General features: G+C 74.7%; 22 protein-coding genes. 11 read left to right on the top strand and 11 right to left on the bottom strand.

What is annotated here, in order from left to right; translation table 11 throughout:
* The first annotated feature begins 104 nt into the window (after positions 1-104).
* From Q6349_RS14505 to crcB, 4 genes are read left to right on the top strand one after another with little or no spacing between them, the layout of a single operon-like run.
* Positions 105-2,450, top strand: coding sequence for a SpoIIE family protein phosphatase (locus Q6349_RS14505; RefSeq protein WP_304604693.1), 2,346 nt, complete (start codon positions 105-107; stop codon positions 2,448-2,450).
* Between the two features lie 44 nt (positions 2,451-2,494).
* The gene (locus Q6349_RS14510) at positions 2,495-3,496 is read left to right on the top strand and encodes a sigma-70 family RNA polymerase sigma factor (protein WP_304604694.1); all 1,002 of its coding nucleotides are present in this window, start codon (positions 2,495-2,497) and stop codon (positions 3,494-3,496) included.
* Positions 3,497-3,551: 55 nt separating this feature from the next.
* Positions 3,552-4,007: a CrcB family protein gene (locus tag Q6349_RS14515; RefSeq protein ID WP_304604695.1), complete on the top strand. Its 456-nt coding sequence runs from the start codon at positions 3,552-3,554 to the stop codon at positions 4,005-4,007.
* Positions 4,004-4,390: a fluoride efflux transporter CrcB gene (gene crcB / locus Q6349_RS14520; protein WP_304604696.1), complete on the top strand. Its 387-nt coding sequence runs from the start codon at positions 4,004-4,006 to the stop codon at positions 4,388-4,390. The genes Q6349_RS14515 and crcB overlap by 4 nt, the downstream gene beginning before the upstream one ends.
* Before the next feature lie 112 nt (positions 4,391-4,502).
* On the opposite strand, the gene Q6349_RS14525 is transcribed toward crcB, so the two are convergent.
* Entirely contained in the window at positions 4,503-5,054 is a 552-nt protein-coding gene (locus Q6349_RS14525; protein ID WP_304604697.1) for a hypothetical protein, read from the bottom strand.
* 103 nt (positions 5,055-5,157) lie between these two features.
* Here Q6349_RS14525 and Q6349_RS14530 point away from each other — a divergent pair, with 103 nt between their 5' ends.
* Positions 5,158-6,120 (top strand): 5'-3' exonuclease, encoded by a 963-nt coding sequence (locus Q6349_RS14530; protein ID WP_304604698.1) that lies wholly within the window; start codon positions 5,158-5,160, stop codon positions 6,118-6,120.
* A 44-nt stretch (positions 6,121-6,164) separates the two neighbouring features.
* On the top strand, positions 6,165-6,929 hold the full coding sequence (locus Q6349_RS14535; protein WP_304604699.1) for a VOC family protein: 765 nt from the start codon (positions 6,165-6,167) through the stop codon (positions 6,927-6,929).
* Positions 6,930-7,007: 78 nt separating this feature from the next.
* Here Q6349_RS14535 and Q6349_RS14540 read toward each other — a convergent pair whose 3' ends face one another.
* The 4 genes from Q6349_RS14540 to Q6349_RS14555 all read right to left on the bottom strand — a co-directional run bounded on the left by Q6349_RS14540 (position 7,008) and on the right by Q6349_RS14555 (position 11,708).
* Positions 7,008-9,662, bottom strand: a complete 2,655-nt coding sequence (locus tag Q6349_RS14540; protein ID WP_304604795.1) for a phosphoenolpyruvate carboxylase — start codon at positions 9,660-9,662, stop codon at positions 7,008-7,010.
* A gap of 143 nt (positions 9,663-9,805) precedes the next feature.
* Positions 9,806-10,522, bottom strand: coding sequence for an anti-sigma factor (locus tag Q6349_RS14545; protein WP_304604700.1), 717 nt, complete (start codon positions 10,520-10,522; stop codon positions 9,806-9,808).
* Positions 10,519-11,022 (bottom strand): sigma-70 family RNA polymerase sigma factor, encoded by a 504-nt coding sequence (locus tag Q6349_RS14550; protein WP_171246200.1) that lies wholly within the window; start codon positions 11,020-11,022, stop codon positions 10,519-10,521. The genes Q6349_RS14545 and Q6349_RS14550 overlap by 4 nt, the downstream gene beginning before the upstream one ends.
* Positions 11,023-11,027: 5 nt before the next feature.
* The gene (locus Q6349_RS14555; protein WP_304604701.1) at positions 11,028-11,708 is read right to left on the bottom strand and encodes a YceI family protein; all 681 of its coding nucleotides are present in this window, start codon (positions 11,706-11,708) and stop codon (positions 11,028-11,030) included.
* Positions 11,709-11,865: 157 nt separating this feature from the next.
* Here Q6349_RS14555 and Q6349_RS14560 point away from each other — a divergent pair, with 157 nt between their 5' ends.
* The 3 genes from Q6349_RS14560 to Q6349_RS14570 all read left to right on the top strand — a co-directional run bounded on the left by Q6349_RS14560 (position 11,866) and on the right by Q6349_RS14570 (position 14,059).
* On the top strand, positions 11,866-12,456 hold the full coding sequence (locus Q6349_RS14560; RefSeq protein WP_304604702.1) for a hypothetical protein: 591 nt from the start codon (positions 11,866-11,868) through the stop codon (positions 12,454-12,456).
* Positions 12,457-12,774: 318 nt separating this feature from the next.
* Complete coding sequence (locus Q6349_RS14565; protein ID WP_304604703.1) at positions 12,775-13,560, top strand: deoxyribonuclease IV; 786 nt, start codon at positions 12,775-12,777, stop codon at positions 13,558-13,560.
* A gap of 130 nt (positions 13,561-13,690) precedes the next feature.
* Positions 13,691-14,059, top strand: a complete 369-nt coding sequence (locus Q6349_RS14570) for a helix-turn-helix transcriptional regulator (protein ID WP_304604704.1) — start codon at positions 13,691-13,693, stop codon at positions 14,057-14,059.
* Between the two features lie 257 nt (positions 14,060-14,316).
* On the opposite strand, the gene Q6349_RS14575 is transcribed toward Q6349_RS14570, so the two are convergent.
* Positions 14,317-14,988, bottom strand: coding sequence for a response regulator transcription factor (locus Q6349_RS14575; RefSeq protein ID WP_304604705.1), 672 nt, complete (start codon positions 14,986-14,988; stop codon positions 14,317-14,319).
* Positions 14,985-16,283 (bottom strand): sensor histidine kinase, encoded by a 1,299-nt coding sequence (locus Q6349_RS14580; protein WP_304604706.1) that lies wholly within the window; start codon positions 16,281-16,283, stop codon positions 14,985-14,987. The genes Q6349_RS14575 and Q6349_RS14580 overlap by 4 nt, the downstream gene beginning before the upstream one ends.
* A 131-nt stretch (positions 16,284-16,414) precedes the next feature.
* Between Q6349_RS14580 and Q6349_RS14585 the strand changes: the two genes are divergently transcribed.
* Together Q6349_RS14585 and Q6349_RS14590 are read left to right on the top strand one after the other, a co-directional pair.
* Positions 16,415-17,314: an ABC transporter ATP-binding protein gene (locus Q6349_RS14585; RefSeq protein ID WP_304604707.1), complete on the top strand. Its 900-nt coding sequence runs from the start codon at positions 16,415-16,417 to the stop codon at positions 17,312-17,314.
* Entirely contained in the window at positions 17,311-18,114 is an 804-nt protein-coding gene (locus Q6349_RS14590) for an ABC transporter permease (RefSeq protein WP_304604708.1), read from the top strand. The genes Q6349_RS14585 and Q6349_RS14590 overlap by 4 nt, the downstream gene beginning before the upstream one ends.
* 87 nt (positions 18,115-18,201) lie before the next feature.
* On the opposite strand, the gene Q6349_RS14595 is transcribed toward Q6349_RS14590, so the two are convergent.
* Genes Q6349_RS14595 through Q6349_RS14610 form a run of 4 tightly spaced genes read right to left on the bottom strand, consistent with a single transcriptional unit; the run spans position 18,202 to position 24,807 of the window.
* Positions 18,202-19,863 carry a PQQ-binding-like beta-propeller repeat protein gene (locus Q6349_RS14595; protein WP_304604709.1) on the bottom strand — a complete coding sequence of 554 codons (1,662 nt, stop codon included), beginning with the start codon at positions 19,861-19,863 and terminating at the stop codon, positions 18,202-18,204.
* 9 nt (positions 19,864-19,872) lie between these two features.
* Positions 19,873-21,549 (bottom strand): PQQ-binding-like beta-propeller repeat protein, encoded by a 1,677-nt coding sequence (locus Q6349_RS14600; RefSeq protein ID WP_304604710.1) that lies wholly within the window; start codon positions 21,547-21,549, stop codon positions 19,873-19,875.
* Positions 21,550-21,554: 5 nt separating this feature from the next.
* Complete coding sequence (locus Q6349_RS14605; protein ID WP_304604711.1) at positions 21,555-23,222, bottom strand: PQQ-binding-like beta-propeller repeat protein; 1,668 nt, start codon at positions 23,220-23,222, stop codon at positions 21,555-21,557.
* Positions 23,223-23,232: 10 nt separating this feature from the next.
* Positions 23,233-24,807, bottom strand: a complete 1,575-nt coding sequence (locus Q6349_RS14610) for a PQQ-binding-like beta-propeller repeat protein (protein WP_304604712.1) — start codon at positions 24,805-24,807, stop codon at positions 23,233-23,235.
* Positions 24,808-24,813 lie beyond the last annotated feature (6 nt).

A 24,813-nucleotide genomic window follows, 5' to 3' on the forward strand; every position in this document is an offset into this window, starting at 1 on the left:
GACGTAGATCGCAACGGGAAGTCGTCACCCGGTGCCCGGGACGGATCACCGACGTGGCCCGGACGGTGTGCGGCCGACGCCGTGATCAGGGCCATACTGGGACCGTGCCCGAGACCCAGGTCCTGGGTTCGCTGACCCAAGGCGCTCCCGGAGATTCCCCCGCCGACGAGGTTTTCGACCGGATCGTGCGGATCGCCCGTCGCACGCTCGACGTGCAGGCGGCGTCCTTCATCGTGCTCGGGGGCGACGACGTCCAGTACCTTCCCGGGGCCGTCGGCCTGCCCGAGGAGGTCCAGCGGAGCCGTGTCTACCGCCTCGATCGGCCGGCGACACGCATCGTCGCCGAGACCCGCACGCCGCTGATCGTCCCCGACGTCGCGGACGAACCGCTCGTCGCCGGTCGCGGGATGATCGCCGAGATGGGGGTGCGTGCCCTGGCGGGCTACCCCGTCGAGGACAGCCGCGGCGAGGTCGTCGGAGCCCTCTGGGCCCTGTCCGAGCACCGCCGGGACTGGACCGACGCCGACCTGGCCACCCTGTCCGACCTGGCGGCCTCGTGCACGGGCGAGCTGCGGCTGCGCGCCGAGCGGGAGCGGGCCCGACGCGCCGAGCAGGTGGCCTTCCGTGCCCACCAGCGCGCCCAGTTCCTGCTCGGCCTGTCCGAACGCTTCGCGGGCGTGACCACCATCGAGGAGATCGAGGAGACCATCGCGCAGGTGGTCGGCGCCGGGATGGGGGCGCGGTGGTGCTCCCTGGCCCTCGTCGACGCCGACCGCCGGCACCTGCGCTACGTCACCGTCGGCCACCAGGAGCCCGGGTTCCCCGACCAGATGCGCAACCTGCGCCTCGACGCGCCCCGCCCGGACGTCGCCGCCGTGCGGGAGCAGCGCACCCGCTTCTACCGGGACCACCAGGAGATGATCGCCGCCTACCCGGCCATGGCCGGCCTCGGCCTGACCTCGACCGGCGCCCGCTCGTTCCTGCCGATCATCGCCGACGACGACGTCGTCGGCGTGGTCGTGTGCGTCTGGGCCGACGAGCGTGACCACGACGCCGCCACCGCCGCCCTGGAGACCACGGTGACGCGGTACGTGGCGATGGCCCTGGAACGGGTCGCGCTGCTCGAGGCCCGCCGACGGGTGGCCACCACGCTCCAGGAGTCGTTGCTGACCGACCCGCCCGCGGTCGCGCACCTCGACATCGCCACGACCTACGCCCCGGCCGCCCGCACGGACCAGGTCGGCGGCGACTGGTACGACGCGGTCGTCCACGAGGACGGGGCCGCCGTCCTGTCGATCGGGGACGTGGCCGGGCACGACGTCAACGCGGCGGCGCAGATGGGCCAGCTCCGGTCCATGCTGCGGGTGCTGGCCTGGAGCCACGACGAGTCACCGGCGGCCCTGCTGTCCCGGCTGGACCGGGCGGACAGCCAGCTCGGGCTGCACGCGATGGCCACCGCCGTCGTCGTGCGGCTCGACCACGACGCCGAGCCCCGCGGCGACACCGGTCCCGACGGGACCCCGGAACGCGGCTACACCCTGACCTGGTCCGACGCCGGTCATCCGCCGCCCCTGGTGCTGCGGCGGGACGGTTCGGTCGAGGAGCTCGAGGCCCGCCCGGACATGCTCCTGGGTGTCGACCCGGGGGTGCGACGCCGCGACCACGTCGACCGGCTGCTCCCCGGCGACACCCTCGTGCTCTACACCGACGGGCTGGTGGAACGGCGCGGCGTACCGCTCGGCGACCGGATGGCCGAGCTGAAGAAGGCCCTGGCGGACGTGCACGGGGAGGCCACCGCGGCGCTCCCGCGCGCGCTGGTGCGCCGGCTGGTCGGCCGCGCCCAGCGCGACGACGTCGCCGTGCTCGTGGCCCGCGCCCGTGTCCCCGCCCCGTCCGGCCCGCCGTCCGCCGCCGGCCCCGCCACGGCGGAGCGCAAGGTCGCGCACGAGGACCTCAGCGACCTCGGGCCGGCCCGCCGGTGGGTGGACGACGTGCTGGAGTCGTGCAGCGTCGACGCCGAGCAGCGCCGCACCGCGATGCTGCTCTCGAGCGAGATCCTCACCAACGCGCTGGAGCACGGCAGGGGTCCGATCGTCGTCACCGTCGAGGTCGACGCGACGCGGCTGCGGGTCGCGGTCCGCGACGGCTGCACGCGGCGGCCCGTCCTGCAGGCCCCGACGCCGCAGGACCTGTCGGGCCGCGGGGTGCAGTTCATGGAACGCCTGGCCTCCCGCTGGGGCGTGGAGCAGCACCTGCCGGACGCCGCGGTCGGTCGCCACGGTGCCCAGGGCGAGGGCAAGACGGTCTGGTTCGAGATCGACCGGTCGGCCCGGCCGCTGACCGGCGTGGTGCCCGTCGTCCGCCGCCAGTCGCCGAGCACGAGCTCGGTCCCGCTGGTCGAGCGCGTGCTGCCGTGGACGCGCGACGAGGCCCGGCGCCGGCGCACCTGACCCTCTGCGCGCGGGTGTCGGAGGGCCGACCTACCGTGTGAGGCATGACACAGACGGCCTCCCCCGAGGCCGGCGCCTCGTCGGCGATCGAGGAGAAGCTCGAGACCTATCGCCGCGAGCTGACCGGCTACTGCTACCGGCTGCTCGGCGGTGCCGCCGACGCGGACGACGCCGTGCAGGAGACGATGCTGCGCGCCTGGCGCGCCTACGACCGGTTCGAGGGGCGCTCCTCGCTGCGCTCGTGGCTGTACCGGATCGCCACCAACGTGTGCTTCGACCACCTCGGGTCGGCGAAGCGCCGGGAACGCCCCATGGGGATCGGCGCACCGCAGCCGGCCGAGATCGAGAACTTCGGCGACACCCTGGCCGAGGACCGCTGGGTCGAACCCGTCGCGGACGACGCCGTGCTGCCGCGCGAGGGTGACCCCGCGGACATGGCCGTGGGCCGGGAGTCCGTGCGGCTGGCGTTCGTGGCGGCGCTGCAGCACCTGCCGCCCCGGCAGCGGGCCGTGCTGGTGCTGCGCGAGGTGCTGCGCTGGTCGGCGGCCGAGACGGCGTCCCTGCTGGACACCACCGTGGCCTCGGTCAACAGCGCGCTCCAGCGGGCGCGCGCCACGCTCGGGTCGAAGAACATCTCCCGGGACGCCGAGGGCCGGGGGCAGGTCGACGAGGCGCTGCTCGGGCGGTACCTCGACGCCTTCGAGCGCTACGACATGGACGCCCTGGTCGCGCTGCTGCACGACGACGCCGTGCTCAACATGCCCCCCTACACCCTGTGGGTCCACGGTCCGCGCGAGATCGTGCGCTGGATGGTCGGGCCCGGGCACGGCTGCCGGGGGTCGCGGTGCCTGCGGGTGCACGCCAACGGGTCCATGGCGTTCGGGCAGTACCGGGCGTCCCCCGACGGCGGCTGGACACCCTGGGGGCTGGTGGTGCTGGAGGACGACGGCGCGGGCCGCGTCACCGGGATCACGACGTTCCTGGACACGGCCACGTGGTTCCCCCGGTTCGGGCTGCCGGACCGTCTGCCGCCCGCGACCGCCTGACCTCTCCTGCGGGGCCGGTGGACCGCGGGGTGGGGCGGCACGCAGGATGGGCACCGTGGCCCCCGACCGACACCCGCACCGCGACGTCCGCCTCGTCGCGCTGGTCGCCGCCGGCGGAGCCGTCGGGTCCGTCGCCCGCTACGGCGTGAGCCTGGCCCTGCCGCCCGGGTCCGGCGGCTGGCCCTGGGCGACCCTGGCGGTCAACGTGCTCGGCGCGTTCCTGCTCGGCTGGTTGCTGGAGGCGGTGGCGCGCCGCGGTCTCGAGACGCCGCGGCTGCGCCGGGTCCGGCTGTTCCTCGGCACCGGCGTGCTGGGCGGTTTCACCACCTACTCCGCCCTGGCGCTGGAGACCACCGCGCTCACCGGTGACGGCGCCTGGTCGGTCGCCGCCGTCTACGCCGGCGCGACGCTGGTCCTCGGCACGTTTGCGGCGCTGCTCGGCATCCTCCTGGGCCTGCGGACCTCCCGCAGCACCTTCGGACGGCTGCTCCACCCCGAGGAGGGCGCATGAGCGGGCTGCTGGGCGCGCTGCTCGTCGGCATCGGCGGAGGCGTCGGCGCCGCCGCGCGGTTCTGGCTCGCGGACACGGTCAGGGCCCGCCGGCCGGACGGTTTCCCGTGGGGCACCTGGATCGTCAACGCCCTCGGCTCGCTCCTGATCGGGCTCGTCGCGGGCTGGTTCGTGCTCTCCGGCGAGGTGTCCCCGTGGCAGCTGCTCCTCGCCGTCGGTGTCTGCGGCGGCTTCACCACGTTCTCGACCTCGATCGTCGAGACCGCCACGATGCTGCGCGGCGGCCGGCCCGCCCGGGCCGTGGTGCACGCCCTGAGCACGCTCGGGGTCTCGGTGCTCGCCGTCGCCGGCGGTCTGGGGCTCATGGCGGCCGTCCTCGGATGACCGGCTCGCCGGTGCACAGGCCTGTGGACGACCCGGATGCCGCCGAGGTGGAAGGCTGACCCCATGCGCCTGCTCCTGCTCGACACCGCGTCGCTGTACCCGGGGCCTCGGACTAGGCGTCGCTGGGACTGCTCCACTGCATCAGAAGCCCCCGCACGGTCGCCTCATACTGGGCACGGTCGAATCGGAGCGTGAACGCGGGGACCTCATCGATCTGAATCGCCTCACTGATTCCGTCCTGATACGCGATGTCGCGCCACTCGACGGCGGATGCTGTGACCCGAACGTCCGCGCTCACAGCGCCGCACGCCAGGTCGCCGCACTGCGGACAGAACAGCACGCCCGCTCTGCCATCGGTGAACTGCACCCACGGTTCGACCCCGGACTCGTTCTCCAGAACGAGCGCGCGGAGACTCTCGACCGCGAACGCATCACCTCGGGAGCCCTCGGTCAGAAAGGTGATGTCCGTGCACGGCGCACCGTACAAAAGGGCGAGCCGGTCCCGCAGTGGCGCTCCGTCGACCGTCCAGTCAAGGAACCTCACCGGGCTCAACGGGATCGGCTCAGCGCGCCGCCACAGAAACCCTCTCCACCTCACGTCCCAGCGCTCGGACTCCGCCCAGCGCGTGCCGAGCACCGCGAGGGGCACAGCGGCTTCGGACACGGCTTCAGAGCCTACTCTTCAGAACAGGTCCCTGATCGCCGGCGGCCGATCATCGCCGACACCCGCCGCTGGTGGCGGTGCTTCGCCTGGATACGCTGACGAGATGGACTCTCGACCAGAGAAGTTGCTCTTGCTCGACACCGCGTCCCTGTACTTCCGCGCCTACTTCGGCATGCCGGACTCCCTGCGCTCCCCCGACGGCCGGCCCGTCAACGCGGTCCGCGGCCTGCTCGACATGATCGCGTTCCTGATCACCGAGCACCGGCCCGACCGCGTGGTGGCCTGCTGGGACGACGACTGGCGTCCGGCGTTCCGGGTCGAGGCGATCGGCAGCTACAAGGAGCACCGCGTCGCCGAGCTGCGCCAGGAAGGCCCTGACGTCGAGGAGATGCCCGAGGACCTGCGCGCACAGATCCCCGTCATCGTCGACGTGCTGGCCGCGCTCGGCATCGCTCGCGTCGGCTCGCCCGGCTACGAGGCCGACGACGTCATCGGCACGCTCGTGGCCCGGGAGGTCACCCGCCCGGCGGACCCCGAGGACGACGGGCCGCGGGTCGGGATCGTGACCGGCGACCGTGACCTCTTCCAGCTCGTCGACGACGCCGCCGGGGTGGCCGTGCTCTACCCGGCCCGCGGCGTGCGCGACCCGGACGTCGTGGACCAGGCCCGGCTGGCCGAGAAGTACGGCGTGCCGACCGGCACCGCGTACGCCGAGATGGCGGTGCTGCGCGGCGACCCCTCCGACGGTCTGCCCGGTGTCGCCGGGATCGGGGAGAAGACCGCCGCGAAGCTGCTCGCGACGTTCGGGACGCTGGACCGGATCCTCGCGGCCGCGGCCGCCGGGGAGAAGGGCGTCACGCCGTCGCAGCGGACGAAGATCGCCGCGGCGGCCGACTACCTCGCGGTGGCCCCCGACGTCGTGCGCGTGGCCCACGACGCCCCGCTGGAGCCGTTCGACGACGCCCTGCCGGACGGACCGGCCGACCCCGACACCCTCGAGACCCTGGCCGAGCGGTGGGGCATCGGCTCGAGCGTGCGCCGGGTGGTGAGCGCCCTGCAGGCGTGATCGTCTGTGACCGTCCACCACCACGCCGGAACGGAGCCCGCCAGATGCCCGCTGTGGAGAGCCTGCCCGAGGGAGCGCCCGGCTGGATGGACCTGGCGACCCACGACCTCGACGCGGCGGTCGCCTTCTACACCGGCCTCTTCGGCTGGGAGCACCGGGACCTCGGCGAGCACTTCGGCCACTACGGTCAGTTCATCCACGGCGGGTCGCCCGTCGCCGGGGTCGCACCCCTGCAGGCCGACGAGCAGACGCCGGGCTGGCACGTGTACCTGTGGACGACGGACGCCGACGGCGTCGCGGGTCGCATCGGGGCGCTCGGGGGGACCGTCGACGTCCCGCCGCAGGACGTCCCGGGGATGGGCCGCTACCTGTTCGCCACCGACCCGACCGGCGGGCCGATCGGGTTCTGGCAGGCCGCGGGCCACCCCGGCTTCACCCGCCTGGCCGAACCCGGCGCCCCGTGCTGGTTCGAGCTGTGGACCAGCGACTACGAGGCGGCGTTGCCGTTCTACCGCGACGCCCTCGGCTGGGACGTGCACGTGATGGCCGACGACGACGCGTTCCGCTACGCGACCCACGGGGCGGGGGACGCCGCCGTGGCCGGGCTCTTCGACGCCGCCGCGCCGCTCGGGGACGACGGCCGGTCGTCCTGGGTGGTCTACCTCGGCGCCGTCGACGTCGACGCCGCGGCGGCGCGCGCGGTCGACCTCGGCGGGACGGTGCACGGCGAGCCGGTCGTGACGCCCTACGGACGCATGGCCGAGGTCACCGACCCGGACGGAGCGGCCTTCCGCATCCTCACCGCCTGAGCACGGCCCCGGCGGGTCCGCGGCGCACGACGGCTCCCGCCGGCGCCGGAGCGCCGACGGGAGCCGTGTCGTGCCTGGTCAGCCGGTGTTCTGCAGGCCCGCGGAGACGCCGTTGACGGTGAGCAGCAGCAGGTGCCGCCAGCGGTCCTTGTACCCGCCGTCGACCCACTCGCCGTCGTCCACCGTCAGGCCCTCGCTGGCACCCTGCGTGCGCAGCGCCCGCAGCGCGCGGACCTGCAGCAACGACAGCGCGTCGACGTACGGCGAGCGGAGCTGGACGGCGCGCCCGAGCACGCGGCGGCTGGCCAGCGGCCACTGGTTGCCGGTCACCTTGAGCACCCACTCGTAGGTGCGGTGCATCTCGGTCAGGACCATCTCGGCCAGGTCGTCCCGGTCGCCGAGGTCGAGGTACATCCGGGCGATCCGCTCGTCGGCCTTCGCCAGGGACATCTCGATGTTGTCGAGCAGCGTGGTGAACAGCGGCCACTCGCGGTAGGCGGCCCGGAGCTCGTCCAGGTCGCCGTACTCGCGCAGCGCCGTGCCCAGGCCGTACCAGCCGGCGAGGTTGATCCGCGCCTGCGACCACGAGAACACCCACGGGATCGCTCGCAGGTCGTCCAGCGAGTTGACCGACAGGCCACGCTTGGCGGGTCGCGACCCGATCGGCAGCAGGCCGACCTCCTCGAGCGGCGTCACCTCGGCGAACCACTGCGGGAAGCCCTCGGACTGCACGAGCTCGTGGAACCGGGCGCGCGACGTCGCGTCGAGCGCCGCGGCGAGCTCGGAGAACCGCTCGGTGGCCTCCGCGTTGCGCTTCTCGGTCGACGGGGCCGAGGCGAGCAGCGTCGCCGCCGCCACCTGCTCGATGTGCCGGGCCGCGATCGTCGGGTTGCCGTAGCGGGCCAGGATGACCTCACCCTGCTCGGTGAGCTTGAACCGGCCGTCCACCGAGTGCGGCGGCTGCGCGAGCACCGCGCGGTTCGCCGGACCGCCGCCGCGGCCGAGCGCACCGCCCCGGCCGTGGAACAGCGTCAGGGTGATGTCGTGGCGCTGCGCCCACTGCGCGATGCGCGACTGCGCCGAGTGCAGCGCCAATGTCGCCGCGACCGGACCGACGTCCTTGGACGAGTCGGAGTAGCCGAGCATGACCTCCACCCGGCGACCGTTCTCGGCCAGCCGCTGCTGCACCTGCGGCATCTCGAGCATCGCTTCGAGGATGTCGACCGAGTTCTCCAGGTCGGCGAAGGTCTCGAACAGCGGGATCGCGTCGACGACGGGTGCGTCGTCGGCGCCGTCGAACGCCAGCGCGGCGAGCTCGTACACAGCCGCCATGTGCTCGGGCGCCTGGGTGAAGGACACGATGTAGCGGCGCGCGGCCCGCTGGCCGAAGCGCTTCTGCACGGCACCGAGGGCGCGGAACGTGTCCAGCACCTCGCGGGTGCGGTCCGACAGCTCGCCGTGCACGCCCTTGTCGTGGATCTCCTCCAGAGCGGCGGCGTGCACCTGGGAGTGCTGGCGCACCTCGATCTCGGCCAGGTGGAACCCGAAGCTCTGCACCTGCCACAGCAGTCGCTGCAGGTCGCCGTACGCGGCCCGGTTGGCACCGGCCTCGACCAGCGAGCTCTGCACGATCGCCAGGTCCGCCTCGAGCTCGGCCGGCTCGCGGTAGGCGAGGTCCGCGTCGCGGGCGCGGGTCGCGCCGATCCGGCCGGCGATCGCGAGCACGGCGGCGCGGTGCGGCTCGTTCGGGGACTCGGCGGCGGCCTGGGCGGCCAGCCCCTCCGAGAGCTGGCGCATCCGCTGCCACAGCGCCTTGAGCCCGTCGGAGGCCGGGGTGGTCGCCTCCTCGAGGGTGAGCTTGCGCCCGGTCGCCCGTGCCGCCTGCTCCAGGGCGGTCAGCGCGTGCTCGGCGGCCAGCGTGGCCGCCTGCCGGGTCACCTCGGCGGTGACGTTCGGGTTGCCGTCGCGGTCGCCGCCGATCCAGGAACCCAGGTAGACGAAGGGCTTGGCGAGGGGCTCGGTGCGTCCGGCGTCGCCGTCGAGCAGCCAGTCGTCCAGGCGCCGGTAGACCTCGGGGTAGATCTCGAACAGCGTGGCGTCGAAGACGCCCATGGCGGTCTTGACCTCGTCGAGGACCGTCGGCTTCGACGCGCGGATCGGCGAGGTGCGCCACATCGTGTCGATCTCGGCGATGAGCCGGCGCTCGTTCTCCGAGCGCGAGGTCCCGCCGAGCTCGACGGTGTCGCGGTCGGCCAACAGGTCGGAGATCCGTCGGACCGCGCCCGACACCGCCCGACGACGGGCCTCCGTCGGGTGGGCGGTCAGCACCGGCCGGAACTCGAGCTCGGACAGGCGGCGCAGCGCCTCCTCGCGTCCGACCTCCTCGGTCAGCCGGGTGAAGGCCGCCGGCAGCGACTCCTCGATCGCCGCGCCGGACTCGGCCTCGCGCTGCCGCAGCACGCGCACGCGGTGGTACTCCTCGGCCAGGTTGGCCAGGTGGAAGTAGCACGTGAAGGCGCGCGCGACCTGCTCGGCCCGCTCCAGCGAGTACCCCGCGACGACGTCCGAGGCCTCGGCCAGCGCGGCGCCGCCGTCGTCCACGCCGTAGGCGCGGATCGTCAGCTCGCGCAGGCGCTCGACGTCGTCGAGCAGGTCCTGCCCGCCCGCCTCGCGCAGGACGTCCCCGAGGAGACCGCCGAGCAGCCGGATGTCGTCACGCAGCGGGTCCGGCATCTCGTGACGGGCGACCACACGCTCGATCGCGCCCGTGGTCGGGCTCTGGTGTCCGTAGTTGTCGCTCACGCGCTTCAGACTAAGCGGAACCTCGCTTGGGACATAGTTGGCGTCCGCCAGGCGGTCGCGAGGGACGGGGGTCGTCAGACGTCGGCCGAGGCGAGCGGGTCGGGGCGCCCGGCGACGGCGATCTCGACCCGCACGACGTCCTCCAGCGGCAGCGCCGACGACGCCTGCAGGCCACGGGCCGACTCCCCGACGGCCGCCCACGTCGCCACGACCTGGCGCGCCCCGGAGCTGTCCACGAGCACGAGCTCGTAGGACAGGTCCCCGTAGGACCCGGCCACCGCCGGGTACTCGCAGCTCCAGTGCAGCAGGGTTCCCCAGGGCCGGGAGGTGGCCGCCACCGAGGCCGTGACGTCGGCCGAGCCCACCGGGGCGAGCCGGACCTCGACGTCCGCCGCCTCCACGACCGCTCCCCCGTCGGGCGGCGCCGCGTCGAGGGTCAGGCCGGTCAGCACCCCGGCCACGGCGAGCGCGGCGGCCGCCACCGCCCCGACGGACCGGCGGCGCAGGCGGGACCGGCGGGCGCGGCGGGCCAGCGCCGTGATCGGCACGGCGTCACCGTCGGCCGCGGCGCCGTCCTCGAGCTGCGCGACGGCCTCGCCGGCGGGGAGTCCCGCCAGCAGACCGGGCATCCCGGCGAGCTCGGCGACGGCGGCCCGGCAGTCGGCGCAGCCGGCCAGGTGCGCCTCGAACTCGCGCCGCTCCGCCGGGCCCAGGGAACCCAGGACGTAGGCGGCGTCCCACTCGACGTAGGGGTCCGGCGGCGACCCGGTCCGTCCGCCAGAGGCGGTCATGACGTCACTCCTCTCTCCTGCAGGGCGAGCCGCAGGGCACGCAACGCGTAGTGCAGGCGCGACTTGACGGTGCCCGGCGGCACGCCGTGCTCGACGGCCAGCTCCGCCACGGTGCGGCCGCCGTAGTAGGCGCCGACGACGACGGCACGATGGTCCGCGGAGAGCCCGGACAGCGCGTCGGCGACCAGCCAGGCGTCCAGCACCGCCTGGGTCGCGTCCGGCTCCGGGATCTCGGGCACCTGGTCGGTCGTGCGCTCGCGGCGACGACGCGCGCTGCGGGCCTGGTCGACGACGAGGTGCCGCGCGACCGTGAACAACCAGGCACGGACCGACTCCTCGGGGCGCTCGAGCACGTCGGGATGCCTCCACAGCCGCAGCAGCGCCTCCTGGACGACGTCCTGGGCCTCGCCGGGGTCGCGCACCAGCCGGGTCACGTACCGGTGGAGGTCCGCGGCGTGCTCGGTGTGGATCGCCGTGAGGAGCTGGTCATCGGTGGCCACGGACGTCACCCCGCCGGGACCAGCTCGAGGGAGAACTCGACGGCCCCCTCCTCGTCCACCTCCACGAAGCCGAGCGACGGCGCCTCGATGCCGAAGTCGGTGAAGGTCACCGGGACGCTGCCCGCCACCTGCGCACCGTCGGTGGAGGCGGCGACCTGCGCGGGGACGGTGACCTCCCGGGTCACGTCGCGCAGCGTGAGGTCACCGGTCAGCTCGACGTCGCGCCCGCCCGGGTCGAGCACCACGGGCGTCGTGAGCTCGAAGGTGGCCGTCGGGAACGTGTCCACGTCCATGACGCTAGCGCGGAAGTACGCGTCCCGCGGCGCCTGGTCGGTGGCGATCGCCTCGACCCGCACGACCACCTCGGCAGCCGTGACGCTGCCGTCGGCGACCGTCACCGTGCCCGTCACGTCCGACGACGCCGGGTCCGTACGCCCGGTGACCGTCACGTCCTCACCGCGCAGGACCTCGTGCACGCGGTAGCCCGCGAACGACCCGGTCGCGACCGTCCACTCGCCGTCCAGGTCGGCCGGGTCGACCTCCGTCGCCGTGCTGGTGACCGACGGGGCGTCCGCCGCCGACCGGTTGGCCCAGTCCGCGTACAGTCCCGGGCCCGCGATCACCGCCGTCGCGCCCACCACGACCACCGCTCCGGCGACGATCGCCGCCGTGGCCCCTGCCCGCACGCTGCCCACCTCCTCGTCTCGCCCTGGACGGGCCGCCGGCCCCCGACGCGCCCGTACCCCGTACGACGGGACACGGCCCCCGGAGGTTCACCCCACGGTGAACCCCGGAGCGGTCGGTCCCGTCGTACGGGGTGACGGACCGACACGAGGAGTGACCATGCGACGCATCACCAGGACGACCACGGTGGCGATCTCGGCCGTCGCGGCGCTCGCCGCCGTGACGGCGTGTTCCACGCAGGAGGAGCCCGCTGCGCAGGAGACGGCGACCGAGGCGACGACCGGCGAGGAGGAGGCGACCGAGTCCGACGACATGGAGTCCGAGGACACGGAGTCCGAGGACATGGAGTCGGAGTCCGAGGACATGGACGACGACTCCATGGGGCCGGTGCTCGGCACCGCCGACAGCGAGCTGGGCGAGATCGTCGTCGACGGCGTGGGAATGACCGTCTACTTCTTCGACAACGACGAGCCGGGTTCCGGGACGAGCGCGTGCGAGGGCGACTGCCTGGCCGCGTGGCCCCCGGTGCACGCCGGGTCCGAGGAGCCCGAGGTCGAGGGCGTGACCGCGGAGGTCGGCACCATCACCGGCAACGACGGCGAGCTCCAGGTGACCCTGGACGGCCGTCCCGTGTACCTGTTCGCCAACGACGCCGCCCCGGGCGAGGTCTCCGGCCAGGGGGTCAACGACGTCTGGTGGGTCGTGGCCCCGGACGGGTCCGCCGTCACCGAGGGCGGTGGCGGGTACTGACCGGTGCGGTGACGCTCCCGGCCGGCCTCGTGGAGCCTGTCCACCTCCGCCAGCCGGTCCTCGAGCGACGCACCGCTCGAGGTCGCGGACGACCGGTCGGCACCCCGCGCCACCAGGACGATGACCAGCACCACCGCGGCCACCACCGCCAGGGCGCCGAGCACGAGGAGCAGGGCCAGCGCGTACGACATATCCATCGGAACTCCTCCGTGGCGATCGACCGTCAGCGCCAACCTAGCGTCGTGAGACGCCCGCGTCGATGCTGGTGGGGGCCCAGATCGCACCCCGTCGTCGGACCGCCCGCCTAGGGTGGTGACCATGAGCGTGAAGATCGGTGCCCACGTCGGCCTCGCCGACGCCGTGACCGAGGCCCGCACCATGGGCGCCGACGTCGTGCAGGTGTTCCTGTCCGACCCGCAGGCGTGGAAGGTGCCGCCGCTGGAGTACCCGGGCGGGGCCGAGGCCTTCCGGACCGCGACGGCGGAGGCCGGTGTCGACGTCGTCGTGCACGCCCCCTACGTCATCAACGTGGCCTCGACGAACAACCGCATCCGGATCCCGAGCCGCAAGCTCCTGCAGCAGATCATGACCGGGGCCGGGGAGATCGGGGCGAAGGGCGTCGTCGTGCACGGCGGCCACGTCACCGCGCAGGACGACCCGGCCAAGGGCTTCGACAACTGGCGCAAGGCGATCGAGGCGCTGGACACCGACGTGCCGGTGCTGATCGAGAACACGGCCGGGGGCGACCACTCGATGGCGCGCCGGCTCGACCGGATCGAGCAGCTCTGGGCCGCGGTGCAGCAGGCCGACAGCGACGTCGAGGTGGGGTTCACGCTCGACACCTGCCACGCCTGGGCCGGCGGGCTCGACCTGTCCAGTGTGGTGGACGACATCCGGTCGATCACCGGCCGCATCGACCTCGTGCACGCCAACGACTCCCGCGACGCCGCCGGGTCCGGGGCGGACCGGCACACGAACTTCGGGGCGGGCGAGATCCCGGAGGAGCTGCTGCTCGCGGTGATCCGTGCCGCCGGGGCACCCGTGGTGTGCGAGACGAAGGGCGACGTCGGGACCGACATCACCTGGCTGCGCGAGCGCCTCTGAGCGTCACGAGCGCCTCCGCGCTCCATGAGCGGCCCCGAGCACGACGCACGACCTGTGGACAGTGACGGTCCGCCCGCGCCGTCGGGGACGACGGACGACCGGTGCGATGGCACCCGTCCACCCTGACCCGATGCGACGTCTTCCCGTGCCACCCCCTGACCTGGAGCCGATGGTCGACCTCGACGACGCCGAAGCAGGACCCGACGGTGATCTCGAGCTCGCCCGTCCGCCGCGCCGTCGGCTCCCGCCCCGCGTCGCGCACGACGGGCTCGCGATGGTGGCCGCCGGCGCCATCCGGCTCGAGACGGCCCGTCGTGGCATGTCCCAGCAGGACCTCGCGGCCGCCGTCGGACTGTCACGGACGGCGGTCTCGGCACGATTCCGCGGCCGGGTCGCCTGGTCCCTGGACGAGATCGGGACGCTGGCCCAGCTCTTCGGCTGTCGCGTCGTCGACCTGGTCACCGAGGCGCCCCGGCCCCGCGGCATCCAGGCCTGGTAGGTCGGTTCGGCAGACCGGTCGCCGGTCCCGGCAGCCCGCGAGCAGAGGGATGTCTTGTTCGGGGGTGTGAGCCCGGCGCTCCATCGGACATCGCAGCGTGCCGGGATCACGCACTGCGTGACTCTCACGCCATGCGTGATCCGCGACCGCGCGGACGTCACGACTCAGGCCCTGCTGACACCACGCAGAACGACAACCCGCCGGCGACGGCGAACCGGGTCGAGCCGGGGATTCGAGGAGACGAGACCTCTGACGGGCTACGGGGCGAGTCCGGCGTCGTGCACGGCGATGGCTGCCTGCACCCGGTTCCCCGCCGCCAGCTTGTCGAGGATCCGCGAGACGTGCGTCTTCACCGTGGGCACGCTCAGGTACAGCTCACCGGCGATCTCGGCGTTGGACAGCCCCCGGGCCAGCTCCGCGGCGACCTCGCGCTCCCGGTCGGTGAGCGTCTCCAGCCGGCGTCGCGCCGCCCGGCGGCCGGCCTCCGACTCCGCGGCCGCACCCCCCGAGACCTGGTCGATGAGCTGGGCCGCCACCGACGGCGACAGCGTCGGCTCGCCGGCCGCAGCCGCCCGCACCGCGGCGACCAGCTGGTCCGGTGGCGTGTCCTTGAGCAGGAACCCCGCCGCTCCGGCGCGCAGCGCACGCAGCACCATGTCGTCCGTGTCGAACGTGGTCAGCACGATCACCCGCGGCATCGCGTCGGCCGCGGCCAGCTGCCGCGTCGCCTCGATCCCGTCGACGCGAGGCATGCGGATGTCCATCAGCACCACGTCGGGCCGGACCCGTCGCACCAGCTCGACCCCCGCGTCCCCGTCGTCCGCGTCCCCGACGACGCGCACCTCGGGCGCTCCGCCGAGGATCAGCCCCAACCCGGCTCGCACCAGGGGGTCGTCGTCCACCACCACCACCGAGATCGTGTCGGTCATGACGACCACGGTAGCCAGGCCCGCACGGTGAACCCGCCGTCAGCCTCGTGCGTCGTGAGGGAACCGCCCGCGAGCTCGGCCCGCTCGACCAGACCGAGCAGCCCGAGGCCCGACGGCGGGATGTCGGCAGCGGTCGCAGGTTCCGTCGCCGGCGTCGGGTTCGACACCGTGATGGACAGTCCCCGGCCGGGACCACCCCGCAGCAGGACCGTCGCCGGCATGTGCGCCGCGTGCTTGCGCGCGTTGGTCAGCGCCTCCTGCACGATCCGGTAGGCGGTGCGCGACGTCGTGGTCGGCAACCGGGCGGCCTCGTCCGTCTCGTCGACGACCCGGACGGCCGTCCCCGCCTCCCCGGTCGCCCGCGCCAGGTCCGCCACGTCGGCGAGCGTCGGCTGCGGTCTCTCGGGCCGGTCGACCGGTACCCCTGGGGTGCCACCGGCCTGCCCGGGAGCGCCGGGCCCGTCCAGCCCGCGCAGCACCCCGAGCACCTCGCGCAGCTCGCCGAGCGCCTCGTGGGCGCTGTCCCGGACCAGTCCCGCGGTCTCGGCGACCTTCTCCGGTGGCAGGTCGCTGCGATACGCGAGCGCGCCGGCGTGCATCGCCACCAGGGACATGCGGTGGGCGAGCACGTCGTGCATCTCCCGCGCGATCCGCGCCCGCTCGTTCGCCCGCGCCTGGGCGACCCGGCTCGCCTGCTCGCGTTCCGCCGTCGCCACCCGCTCGTGCAGCTCGGCGAGGTGCTCCCGCCGCAACCCGACGTACGCGCCGATCCAGATCATCAGCGCGTACGCACCGATGCCGCTGCCGACGTCGAAGACCCAGGTCATGCCGTCGCCGACCGGGTACAGCACCCCGTAGACCCACCCACCCACGACGAACACCGCCCCGACCAGGCCGATGCGCCACCAGCGCCGGTGCGTCGCGAGCGAGACCACCGCGAGCGCCAGGGGACCCGAGGAGAACACCGAGACCGTCGACGCCGCCGCGATCAGCAGCGCGACGGTCGTCGGGAACCGGCGGCGCAGCAGCACCAGACCGAAGCAGAGCAGTCCCACGGAGATGTCCAGGGCGAGGAGGTCGGGCGTGGACTCGCGCTGGCCGGTCTCCACCTCCCACGCGACCGTGCCGGCGACGAGCATGCTCACCGCGAAGGCCGCCAGCAGCCGCCAGGCCTCGCCCCACACGCGGCGCCACCGCGCAGCGGTCGGCGGCGCGGTCGGGGCCGGTCCCGCGACCCCCGATGCCGGGCGGTCGGCCGAGGAGTACCGGTAGGGGTCGACGGGCGGGGCGGGCACCCCACGAGCCTAGGCACACCGGGGACGCCGGGGCATCAGCCGAAGGGATGAGCCCGAACCCTCCCACGGGACGACACGTACCCTCCCCACGGGCGATGTGCTGCTCCGGCGCCGCGCGCGAGGGTGGGGCCATGATCACCGTGGAGCACCTGACCAAGAGGTACGGGCCCGTCCTGGCCGTGGACGACGTGTCGTTCACCGCCGAACCGGGCCTCGTGACCGGATTCCTCGGCCCGAACGGCGCCGGCAAGTCCACCGCCATGCGCATGATGACGGGCCTGACCCCGCCCACGAGCGGGGCGGCACGGATCCTCGGCAAGCCCTTCGCCGCGCTCGCCAACCCTGGCCGCCGGGTCGGCGTCCTGCTGGACGCCTCCGCCCAGCACGCCGGGCGCACCGGCCGCGAGACGCTGGTGCTGGCCGCCCTGCTGACCGGGGTGGAGCGTCGGCGCGTCGACGAGGTCCTCGACACCGTGGGGCTCACCCCCGCCGAGGCCGGACGCCGGGTACGCACCTACTCCCTGGGGATGCGGCAGCGGCTCGGCCTCGCGACCGCGCTGCTCGGGGACCCCGACGTCCTGATCCTCGACGAGCCCGCCAACGGCCTCGACCCCGCCGGCATCCGCTGGATGCGTGACCTGCTGCGCGACTTCGCGCGCGACGGGGGCACCGTGCTGCTGTCCAGCCACCTGCTGTCCGAGATCGAGCAGGTCGCCGACCGGCTCGTCGTCATCGGCCGCGGCCGGGTCGTGGCCGAGGGCACCAAGGACGAGCTGCTCCGCGCGGCCGGCGTGGTGGTCCGCTCGCTGGACGACCAGGCCCTGGCCACCGAGCTGCGCCGCGCCGGCGTCGACGTCGAGGCGGGCGTCCACGGCGGGCTGTCCGTCGCGGCGGACGCCGAGACCGTGGCACGGACCGCTGCTGGCGCGGGGGTCCTCGTGACCGAGCTGCGCCCCGCCGACTCCCGCGGGCTGGAGGAGCTGTTCCTCGAGCTCACCGCCGCGGACGCCCGAGAGGAGGTGTCGGCATGACCGCCGTCGACCAGACCCGGACCACCCGCCGCACCGGTGCCCGCACCGCGGCCGAGATCCGCCCCGTCCCCTTCTCCCGCCTGACGCTGGTCGAGTGGCGCAAGCAGCTCGACACCCGGGCCGTGCGGTGGCTGTTCGTCATCATCGCGCTGCTGACGGCCGGCGTCGTCACCGTGACGGCCCTGGTCGGTGACGGCGACGTGTCGTTCGAGACGTTCGTCTCGACCACCTCCACGCCCCTGGCCATGCTGCTGCCGATCGTCGCCATCCTGGCCACGACGGCCGAGTGGTCGCAGCGCACGGCGCTGACCACGTTCACGCTCGAGCCACGCCGCGGACGCGTCGTCGGGGCCAAGCTGCTGACCGCCGTCGGCTCCGGGCTGGCGTTCTTCGTCGTGGCGGTGGGGATCGCCGCTGTCGCCCACGTCGGGGTGGTCATGCTGCGCGACGCCTCGCCGGACTGGGGACTCGGCGCGATGACGGCCGGCATGGCCCTGATGATCGTGCTGTGGATGGTCCAGGGCGTCGCGTTCGGCCTGGCGCTGCAGAGCACCCCGGCCGCGATCGTGGTGTACCTCGCGGTGCCCTCCATCGTCGGGGCGATCACGATGCTCCTGACCTCCTGGTCCGACGTGTGGCCCTGGCTCGACCTCTCCACGTCCTCCGTCCCGCTGATCACGGGCGGGTCGCTGGGCGGCACCGAGTGGGCGCAGCTCGCGACGTCGGCGGCGATCTGGGTCGGCCTGCCCCTGGCGCTCGGCACCTGGCGCGTGCAGCGCGGGGAGGTCAAGACCACCTGACCCGCAGGCCGCCGGGGTGCCGGCACGACGGCGGCCGGGCCGTCCGCTCCGTCCGCCCGGACGGGCGGCGGCCCGGCGGCGCCGTGCTCAGGACCCGGTCGCGTAGCCGGTCAGCCCGCGGGGTGACCACCGCAGGAGGTGACCCGCGGCGGCCAGGTCCAGGCCCCAGCCGTCCGAGGAGAGCTCGGTGGACCACAGGTCCTCGCCGGTCGCCGCGTCCACGGCGTTCCACCGCGCCAGCACCCGTTCGCCGGTGTAGGTCGGCACGACGACGGCCACGACCGTGCCGTCGGTGAAGGCGGCCTCCAGCTCGCCGCTCCGGCCACCGCCGACCAGCGCCGAGTACTGGACGACGAGGTCGTCCCGGACCCAGCGCACGGCGCCGTCCTCGCGCCCCAGGCCGACGACGCGGTCCAGGCTGTCGAGCACGACCGCCACGTCGTCGGTACGGGCCAGCAGGCGCTCGGCGTTGATGTCCGCCCGCCACAGCTCCTCCCCGGTGCGGTCCAGCGCGATGGTCCGCGCGGCGTAGGCGACCAGCAGCTCGTCGGCGTCACCACCGACCGTGGACAGGGGGTCCAGGACCCGCCCCTCGACCGAGTACAGGTGCTCCCCGTCGGCACCCAGGACGTCGTGCTCCAGGGCCGGTCGGTTCCACACCCCGCTCGAGACGACGTACCCCCCGTCCGCGAGCGGCCGGACCCGCCGCACGACGTCGTCGTCGTCGGACGCGACGTCCGGGACGTCGAGGCGCTTGCCCTCGGGCGTGAGGTAGGCCAGGATCCCGCAGCCCGCGACGCCGATGAGCTCCCGGCCGACCGCGTGGTCGAGCGTGGCACGCCGGTCGACCCGGGCGTTGCGCCCGCCGACGTCCCACGACACGCACTGCGTCCGGTCGCGCACCTGCCCGAACGGCACCGTCGTGACCCAGCGCTCCTCACCGGTGACGGCATCCGCGGCGCTCAGCTCCAGGTCGTAGCCGTCGTCGATCTCCCCGATCACGGTCAGGTTGGTCAGCGGGTCGCCGCGCAGGTCCACGTCCACGTCCTCGGGGTCGCCCACCCACGTCGCCGACACCACCGTGCCGCGGGGACCCGGCACCACGAGGTCGTGGTCGCCCTCGACGGTGCGGCGCACCAGCACGCTGCCGTCGTCCTCGACGACGGTGACGTGCGCCTCCCCGTCGATCTCCTGGGCCACGCAGACCACCAGCTCGGCGGGGCGGACGTCGATCGTGTCGCCCCAGACGGCCATCCCCGGTCCGCAGCTCCCGTCGGCCTCGTCGAGCTGGACCGTCCACCGCGGTCGCCCGGTCGCCAGGTCGATGCCCACCAGCTCGTCGTGCCGGTGCACCGCGACCACCTCGCCCTGCATGGCGACGAGCCCGCCGCTCAGCCCGAGCCCGCCGATGTCCTCGTTCAGGCTCCAGGCCTCGAAGGGCGGGCCCGAGAGGTCCGTCACCCCGCCGGCCGCCGCACGCAGGTCATCACCACGCCAGCGGTCTGCGGCCCCGTCGACGAGCACCACGGCGGCCAGCACCCCCACCAGGCCCAGGACCCCGACCCAGCGCACCCGCCGCGCCCGGCCGGACCACCGCCGTCGGGCTCCCGACGCCGGTCCCGGGACTGCGCCGGCGGACTCACCGGGGTCCGCGGCCTCCTGGAACGCAGGTTCACGACCGGCCTCGGACCCGTCAGGAACGAGGTCGAACGTGAACGCCCCCTCGGGGGCACCTCGTCGTCGCCCCACCTCTCGACGTTACCGCTGTTCGAGCACTCTGACCGAGATGATCTCGGGCCAGGCCCGGAAGAAGGGACCGTCCTGACGGACCTCGTGCAGCAGCAGGTGCCCGTCCACGGCGGTGACCCACGGCAGACCGTCCAGGTCCAGGCCCGTGCGGTGCGCGTCGCCGCTGGTGAGATCGACCGTGAGGAGGCTGCCGGGCCACGTGGGACCTGCGTCGATGCCCTCCATCAGCGCGACCGTGACGCGCTCGCCGTCGGTGACGGCCGACGTCGGCCACACCCAGCGACCGTCCGGTGCGGGATGGACCATGTCGATGCGCCACCGCTCCGCCCCGTCCCCGTCGTCCAGGGCCACCAGGTCGGTGGACACGTCGGTGGACACCACGGTGACCCCCGCGGCGCGGGCGAGCACCCGGGCACGGCCCTCGAGCTCGGTCTCCCAGCGCGTCTCCCCGTCCGACGCCAGCCCGACGACGGTGCTGCCCCGGGTGGCGATCACCGCGGGGTCCGCCGTCCCCACCTGCGCCGCGGGTGCCTGCACCCTGCTGTCGGGGGCGAGGGCCGGCCCCGCGCCGTCGTCGGCCACCAACCCGGCACCGGCGAGACGCCGGGACACCACGAAGCCACCCCCCGGGAACGGCTCGACGAGCTCTCCGGACGGCAGGTCGGCGAACGCGACACCGGCCACGTCGGTGACGCCCAGCGGCGTACCGTCCGTGGCCATCCCCGTACCGCCCTGGCACATCTGGTATCCCACGACCGACGGTGTCGCGATCGGTTCGCGGACTCCCTTCAGCTCGATCCGCGTGGTCGCCGGACGGGGTCGTCCCGCGGCGTCGGCCGTGAGGACGACGCAGTCCTGCAGGGACTGCGGCCACCGTTCCGCCGTGCTCTCGGCCCGCACGGCACCGGTGAGGGCGTCCTCCACGCGCAGCGTCGCCGGGCCCAGACCCTCGGGGTCGATCCCCGCGACCACCCGTGGCGCCGACGAGTTCTCCACCGTCCGCGGTTCCGGCAGGTCGATCTCGTGCTCGACCACGGCGAGCCCGCCGGCGGCTGCGGGCGCCACGAACACCCCGGCCTCGGGGCTCGGCTGCGGGTCGAGCGTCCGCTCCCCCACCTGTGCACCGGTGGCGTCGAGCACCGTGACCGTCCGCGCGCCCGCGGTGCCGTGCAGGCAGGTCACGAGGTCGGTCGTCATCGTCCACTCGACACCGCTGCTCAGGCGGGGGCGCGGGCCGCACTCCGGCTCCGGTCCGAGATCGGCACGCCATCGTTCGGTGCCGTCGGCGACGTCCCGGACGACGACGTCCTCACCGTCGACGAACGCGAGACCCCCGTCGGCCAGCACCGCGACCACGGCGGAGGCCTCGGTGCTCCACGCCTCGCCGAGATCACCGTGCAGGGACACCACGCCGCCGGGGGCGGCCCGCAGCCGGTCCGCCCGGACCTGCTCGGCCAGCTGCAGACCGACGACGGACGCCCCCGCGACGGCCAGCAGGGCACCGCCGACCGCCACGACCGCGGCCCGGCGTCGGCGGCGCGAGGCCGCTCGCCACCACGCGGCCGCCCGGGTCCACCACTCCGGCCGGTCCGGCGGACGCGGCTCGCCGCCCGGGGGTCGCCCCGCCTCGTCCCCGTCGGCGGACACGTCGAACGCCACCACGGGGCCGTCGGGTCGTGCCGCCATGCCGCTCACACCCCCTCGGGGGCGAGGACGGTGAGACCCACCACCGCGCTGCCCGGCCCGGCGGTCATGGCCTCGCGGTCGGCGAACTCGGGGACCAGCAGGTGGCCGTCGACCGCGACGAGCTGTCCCGTCTCCCCGAGCCGCCCGTCCCCGAGCGGGACCCGCGGGGCGACCTCCCGGCCGGTGCGCAGGTCGATCGTGAACAGCGAGAACGTGGCCGGCCCCGTGGCGGGGAACTCCAGCAGCACACCGGTCATCCGCTCCCCGTCCGTGGTCGCCGACAGCACGTACCGCCGCGGGCCGGCGTCGGGCGCCAGGCTCCACAGCTCCGACCCGTCGGCCGGGTCGTAGGCGGCCAGCAGGTTCCAGCCGCCCGCCACGACGACGTCGGCGGTCCGCACCAGCACCTGCGGGTCGTCCATCGCGGCCTCCCACCGCTGGGTCCCGTCGTCGGCGAGGGCGACGACCCGGTCGGTGCCGACGGCGACCTGGCCGGACCCGCTGCTGCCGTCGGTCGCCGGGACCTCCACCCGCAGGTCCGGGAGCTCCAGCACCGGGGTGCCGTCGTCGGTCTGCACGATCGTGCCGGACCCCTGCGGGACGACGAACCGGTCACCCGGGGCGGGCTGGCGGACGGGGTCGTCCGGCCAGGTGCTCCGGTCCGTGGCGTACCCCAGCGGCACCCCGTCGTACGTGGCACCCCCGTCGACGGCGCACCCGTCGAAGGCGACCATCGACGGGGTGCCCAGCAGGACGCCGAGGTCCAGCACGGCCCGACCCCCCGGCCCGGGCACCGCGTCCCCGCTGCGCCCGTCGGCGCCGAGGTCGTAGCAGTCACTGACGACGACGTCGGACAGCGCGGCCAGGTCCAGGGTCTGGCGCCGCTCCCCGGTCAGGGCGTCCTCCAGCCGGACCTGCGTCGACCCCGGCTCGAGCCCCGGACGGAGGAGCTCGGCAAACACCTGCCTCCGCGAGGCGAACGTCACCTGGGCGGGCAGGTCGCTGTCGTGCTCCGCGACGAGCAGCCCGCCGTGCGCCGCGGGGGCGACCGCGCGCAGCGGCCCGCCGTAGCGGTCGTCGTCCAGGTCCCGCCGCCCGACGACGTCCCCGTCGGCGTCCAGCACCGTGACGGCGCGCGCGCCGTCGCTGCCGTGCACGCACGTGACGGTCCCGACCGGGATCGTCCACTCGACGCCGCTGCCGAGCCGGGGACGCGGGCCGCACTCGAGCCTGTCGTCGAGGGTGGTGCGCCAGCGCTCGGCGCCGGTGGCGACCTCGAGAGCCACCAGGTCAGCACCTCTGACCACGGCGAGACCGCCGTCGGGCAGCACCGTCGCGAGACCGTCGACGTCGGCGTGCCAGACCTCGGTCAGCGCGCCGTCCAGGGAGAGCACACCACCCGGTGCGGTGCGCAGGCGGTCGGTCTCGACGTGGTCGGCCAGGGCGCCGGCCGCCACTGCGCCCCCGGTGAGCACGAGGACGGCGACGGCCGCGATCCCGAGCGCGGTGCGGCGCTGGCGGCGACCCGCCCGGCGCCACCGTTCGACCGCCCGGACGGCGCGTCCGGTCCGACCGGGTGCCGGGCCGCCGTCCGGGTGCCCGGTGGCGTCGGGGTCCGCGGCGTCGTGGGACACGTCGAAGGTGACGACCTCGCCCCCGCGCTGACGGCCCATGCGCGCGACCCTAGCTCGCCAGGCCGACGATCGCGTCGTCGGCCGTCCGCACGACGCTGCCACCGATGGCCGCGACCCGGACCGTGCCGACCGCGTCCGTGTGCCAGCGGGTGGTGCCGTCCGCGAGGTCGAGGGCGAGCAGGCCCGCCGACCCGTCCGCGCCGACGGCGGGGAGCAGCACCAGGGTGCCGTCGGTGACGACGCCTCCCCCGCGCGGTCCGGCGCCGGTCGTGCGCAGGTCGTCCCGGGCCCAGCGCACCGCACCCGTGGCGACGTCGATCCCGACGAGGCCGGCGTCCGACCCGACCTGGGCCACGACCGTCCCCCCGGCCCGCGCCAGCACGCCGTGCACCGTGCCGACGTCGGCGGACCAGACCTCCTGGCCGGTGGAGTCGTAGGCGGTGAGACCTCCCCGGGAGCGGGCGAACAGCGGCCCCGTCCTGCTGTCGACGGCCATCGGCTCGAAGACGTAGCCGCGGACGACGACGTCGCCCCGCCCGCTCGCGTCCGTCAGCCGGGTGCCGCCGCCCTCGAACAGGTTCCAGCCCCCGTCCACCGACGGCAGGGCCAGACCGTCCACCGTCGACCCGTCCGGGAGCATCGCCGTGCTGCTGCCGCACACCGCGAGGCGGACCGTGGAGGACGTCGTCAGGACGGACGTGTGGATCGAGATGAGGTCCTGCCCCTCGGGGCCGGACGCGAGACCGCAGGCCCGCAGCTCGGCGGCGGTGCGCAGCTCCACGGGGACCCGCGCCCGCTCGGCACCGGACGCCGCGTCCTGGAGCCGCAGGACGGGGTCCTGCCAGTCCTCGGACTGCTGGACCGCGGCGAGCCGCGTCGCGGCCTCGTCGGCGTCGTCGACCGTGAGGAGGGCCGCCGACCGCGCCCCGACCGCCACGGACCCGTCCGGACCCGGTTCGACCCGCGGCGCCCCGGCGGTCCACGTCTCGAGCGTGCGGTCGTTGACCAGGCCCAGGTCGCGGCGCCCCTGCACCTGCCCGGCGGCGTCGACGACGACGGCCCGGCGTGCGGGCGCCCCCTCGAGGCAGACGAGACGGTCCACGGGTTCCACGAACTCCACGGGGAACGTCGGCCGCGGTCCGCACCGCGGCTGCTCGCCCAGGGCGTGCCGCCACACCTCGTCACCGGTCGTCGTGTCGACCGCGAGGAGCTCGGAGTCCGCGCGCGTGACGACGACCCCGTCGGGCAGCACCGCGAGGACACCGTCGTCGGTCGCGACCCGCCAGACCTCGCGCAGCGGGGTGGAGAGGTCGGCGACACCGCCCGGCATCGTCGCCATGTGCGCCGCGTGCGCGGCGTCGGCCCGGCTGTCGGTGACCGCGACCCCGGCCGCCGTCCCGAGCACGGCGAGCGCCGTGACGCCGACGGCCCCGACACGGAGCCGGGGCGACGCGGCCCGCCACCGCGCCCCGAGCGGGCCGGCCACGTGCCGCCGGAACCAGCCCGGCCCGCCCGGCGCGGCCCCCCGGGTCGACCCGTCGACACCCGGTCCGCGGCCGCCGTCGTCCTCCTCGCCCTCGTCCGGGGCGAGGTCGATCTGCACGGGATCGGGCCGTCGCGGCATACCCTG

The sequence above is a fragment of the Isoptericola sp. 178 genome, assembly GCF_030586525.1.
In the GTDB taxonomy this organism is placed as follows: domain Bacteria; phylum Actinomycetota; class Actinomycetes; order Actinomycetales; family Cellulomonadaceae; genus Isoptericola; species Isoptericola sediminis.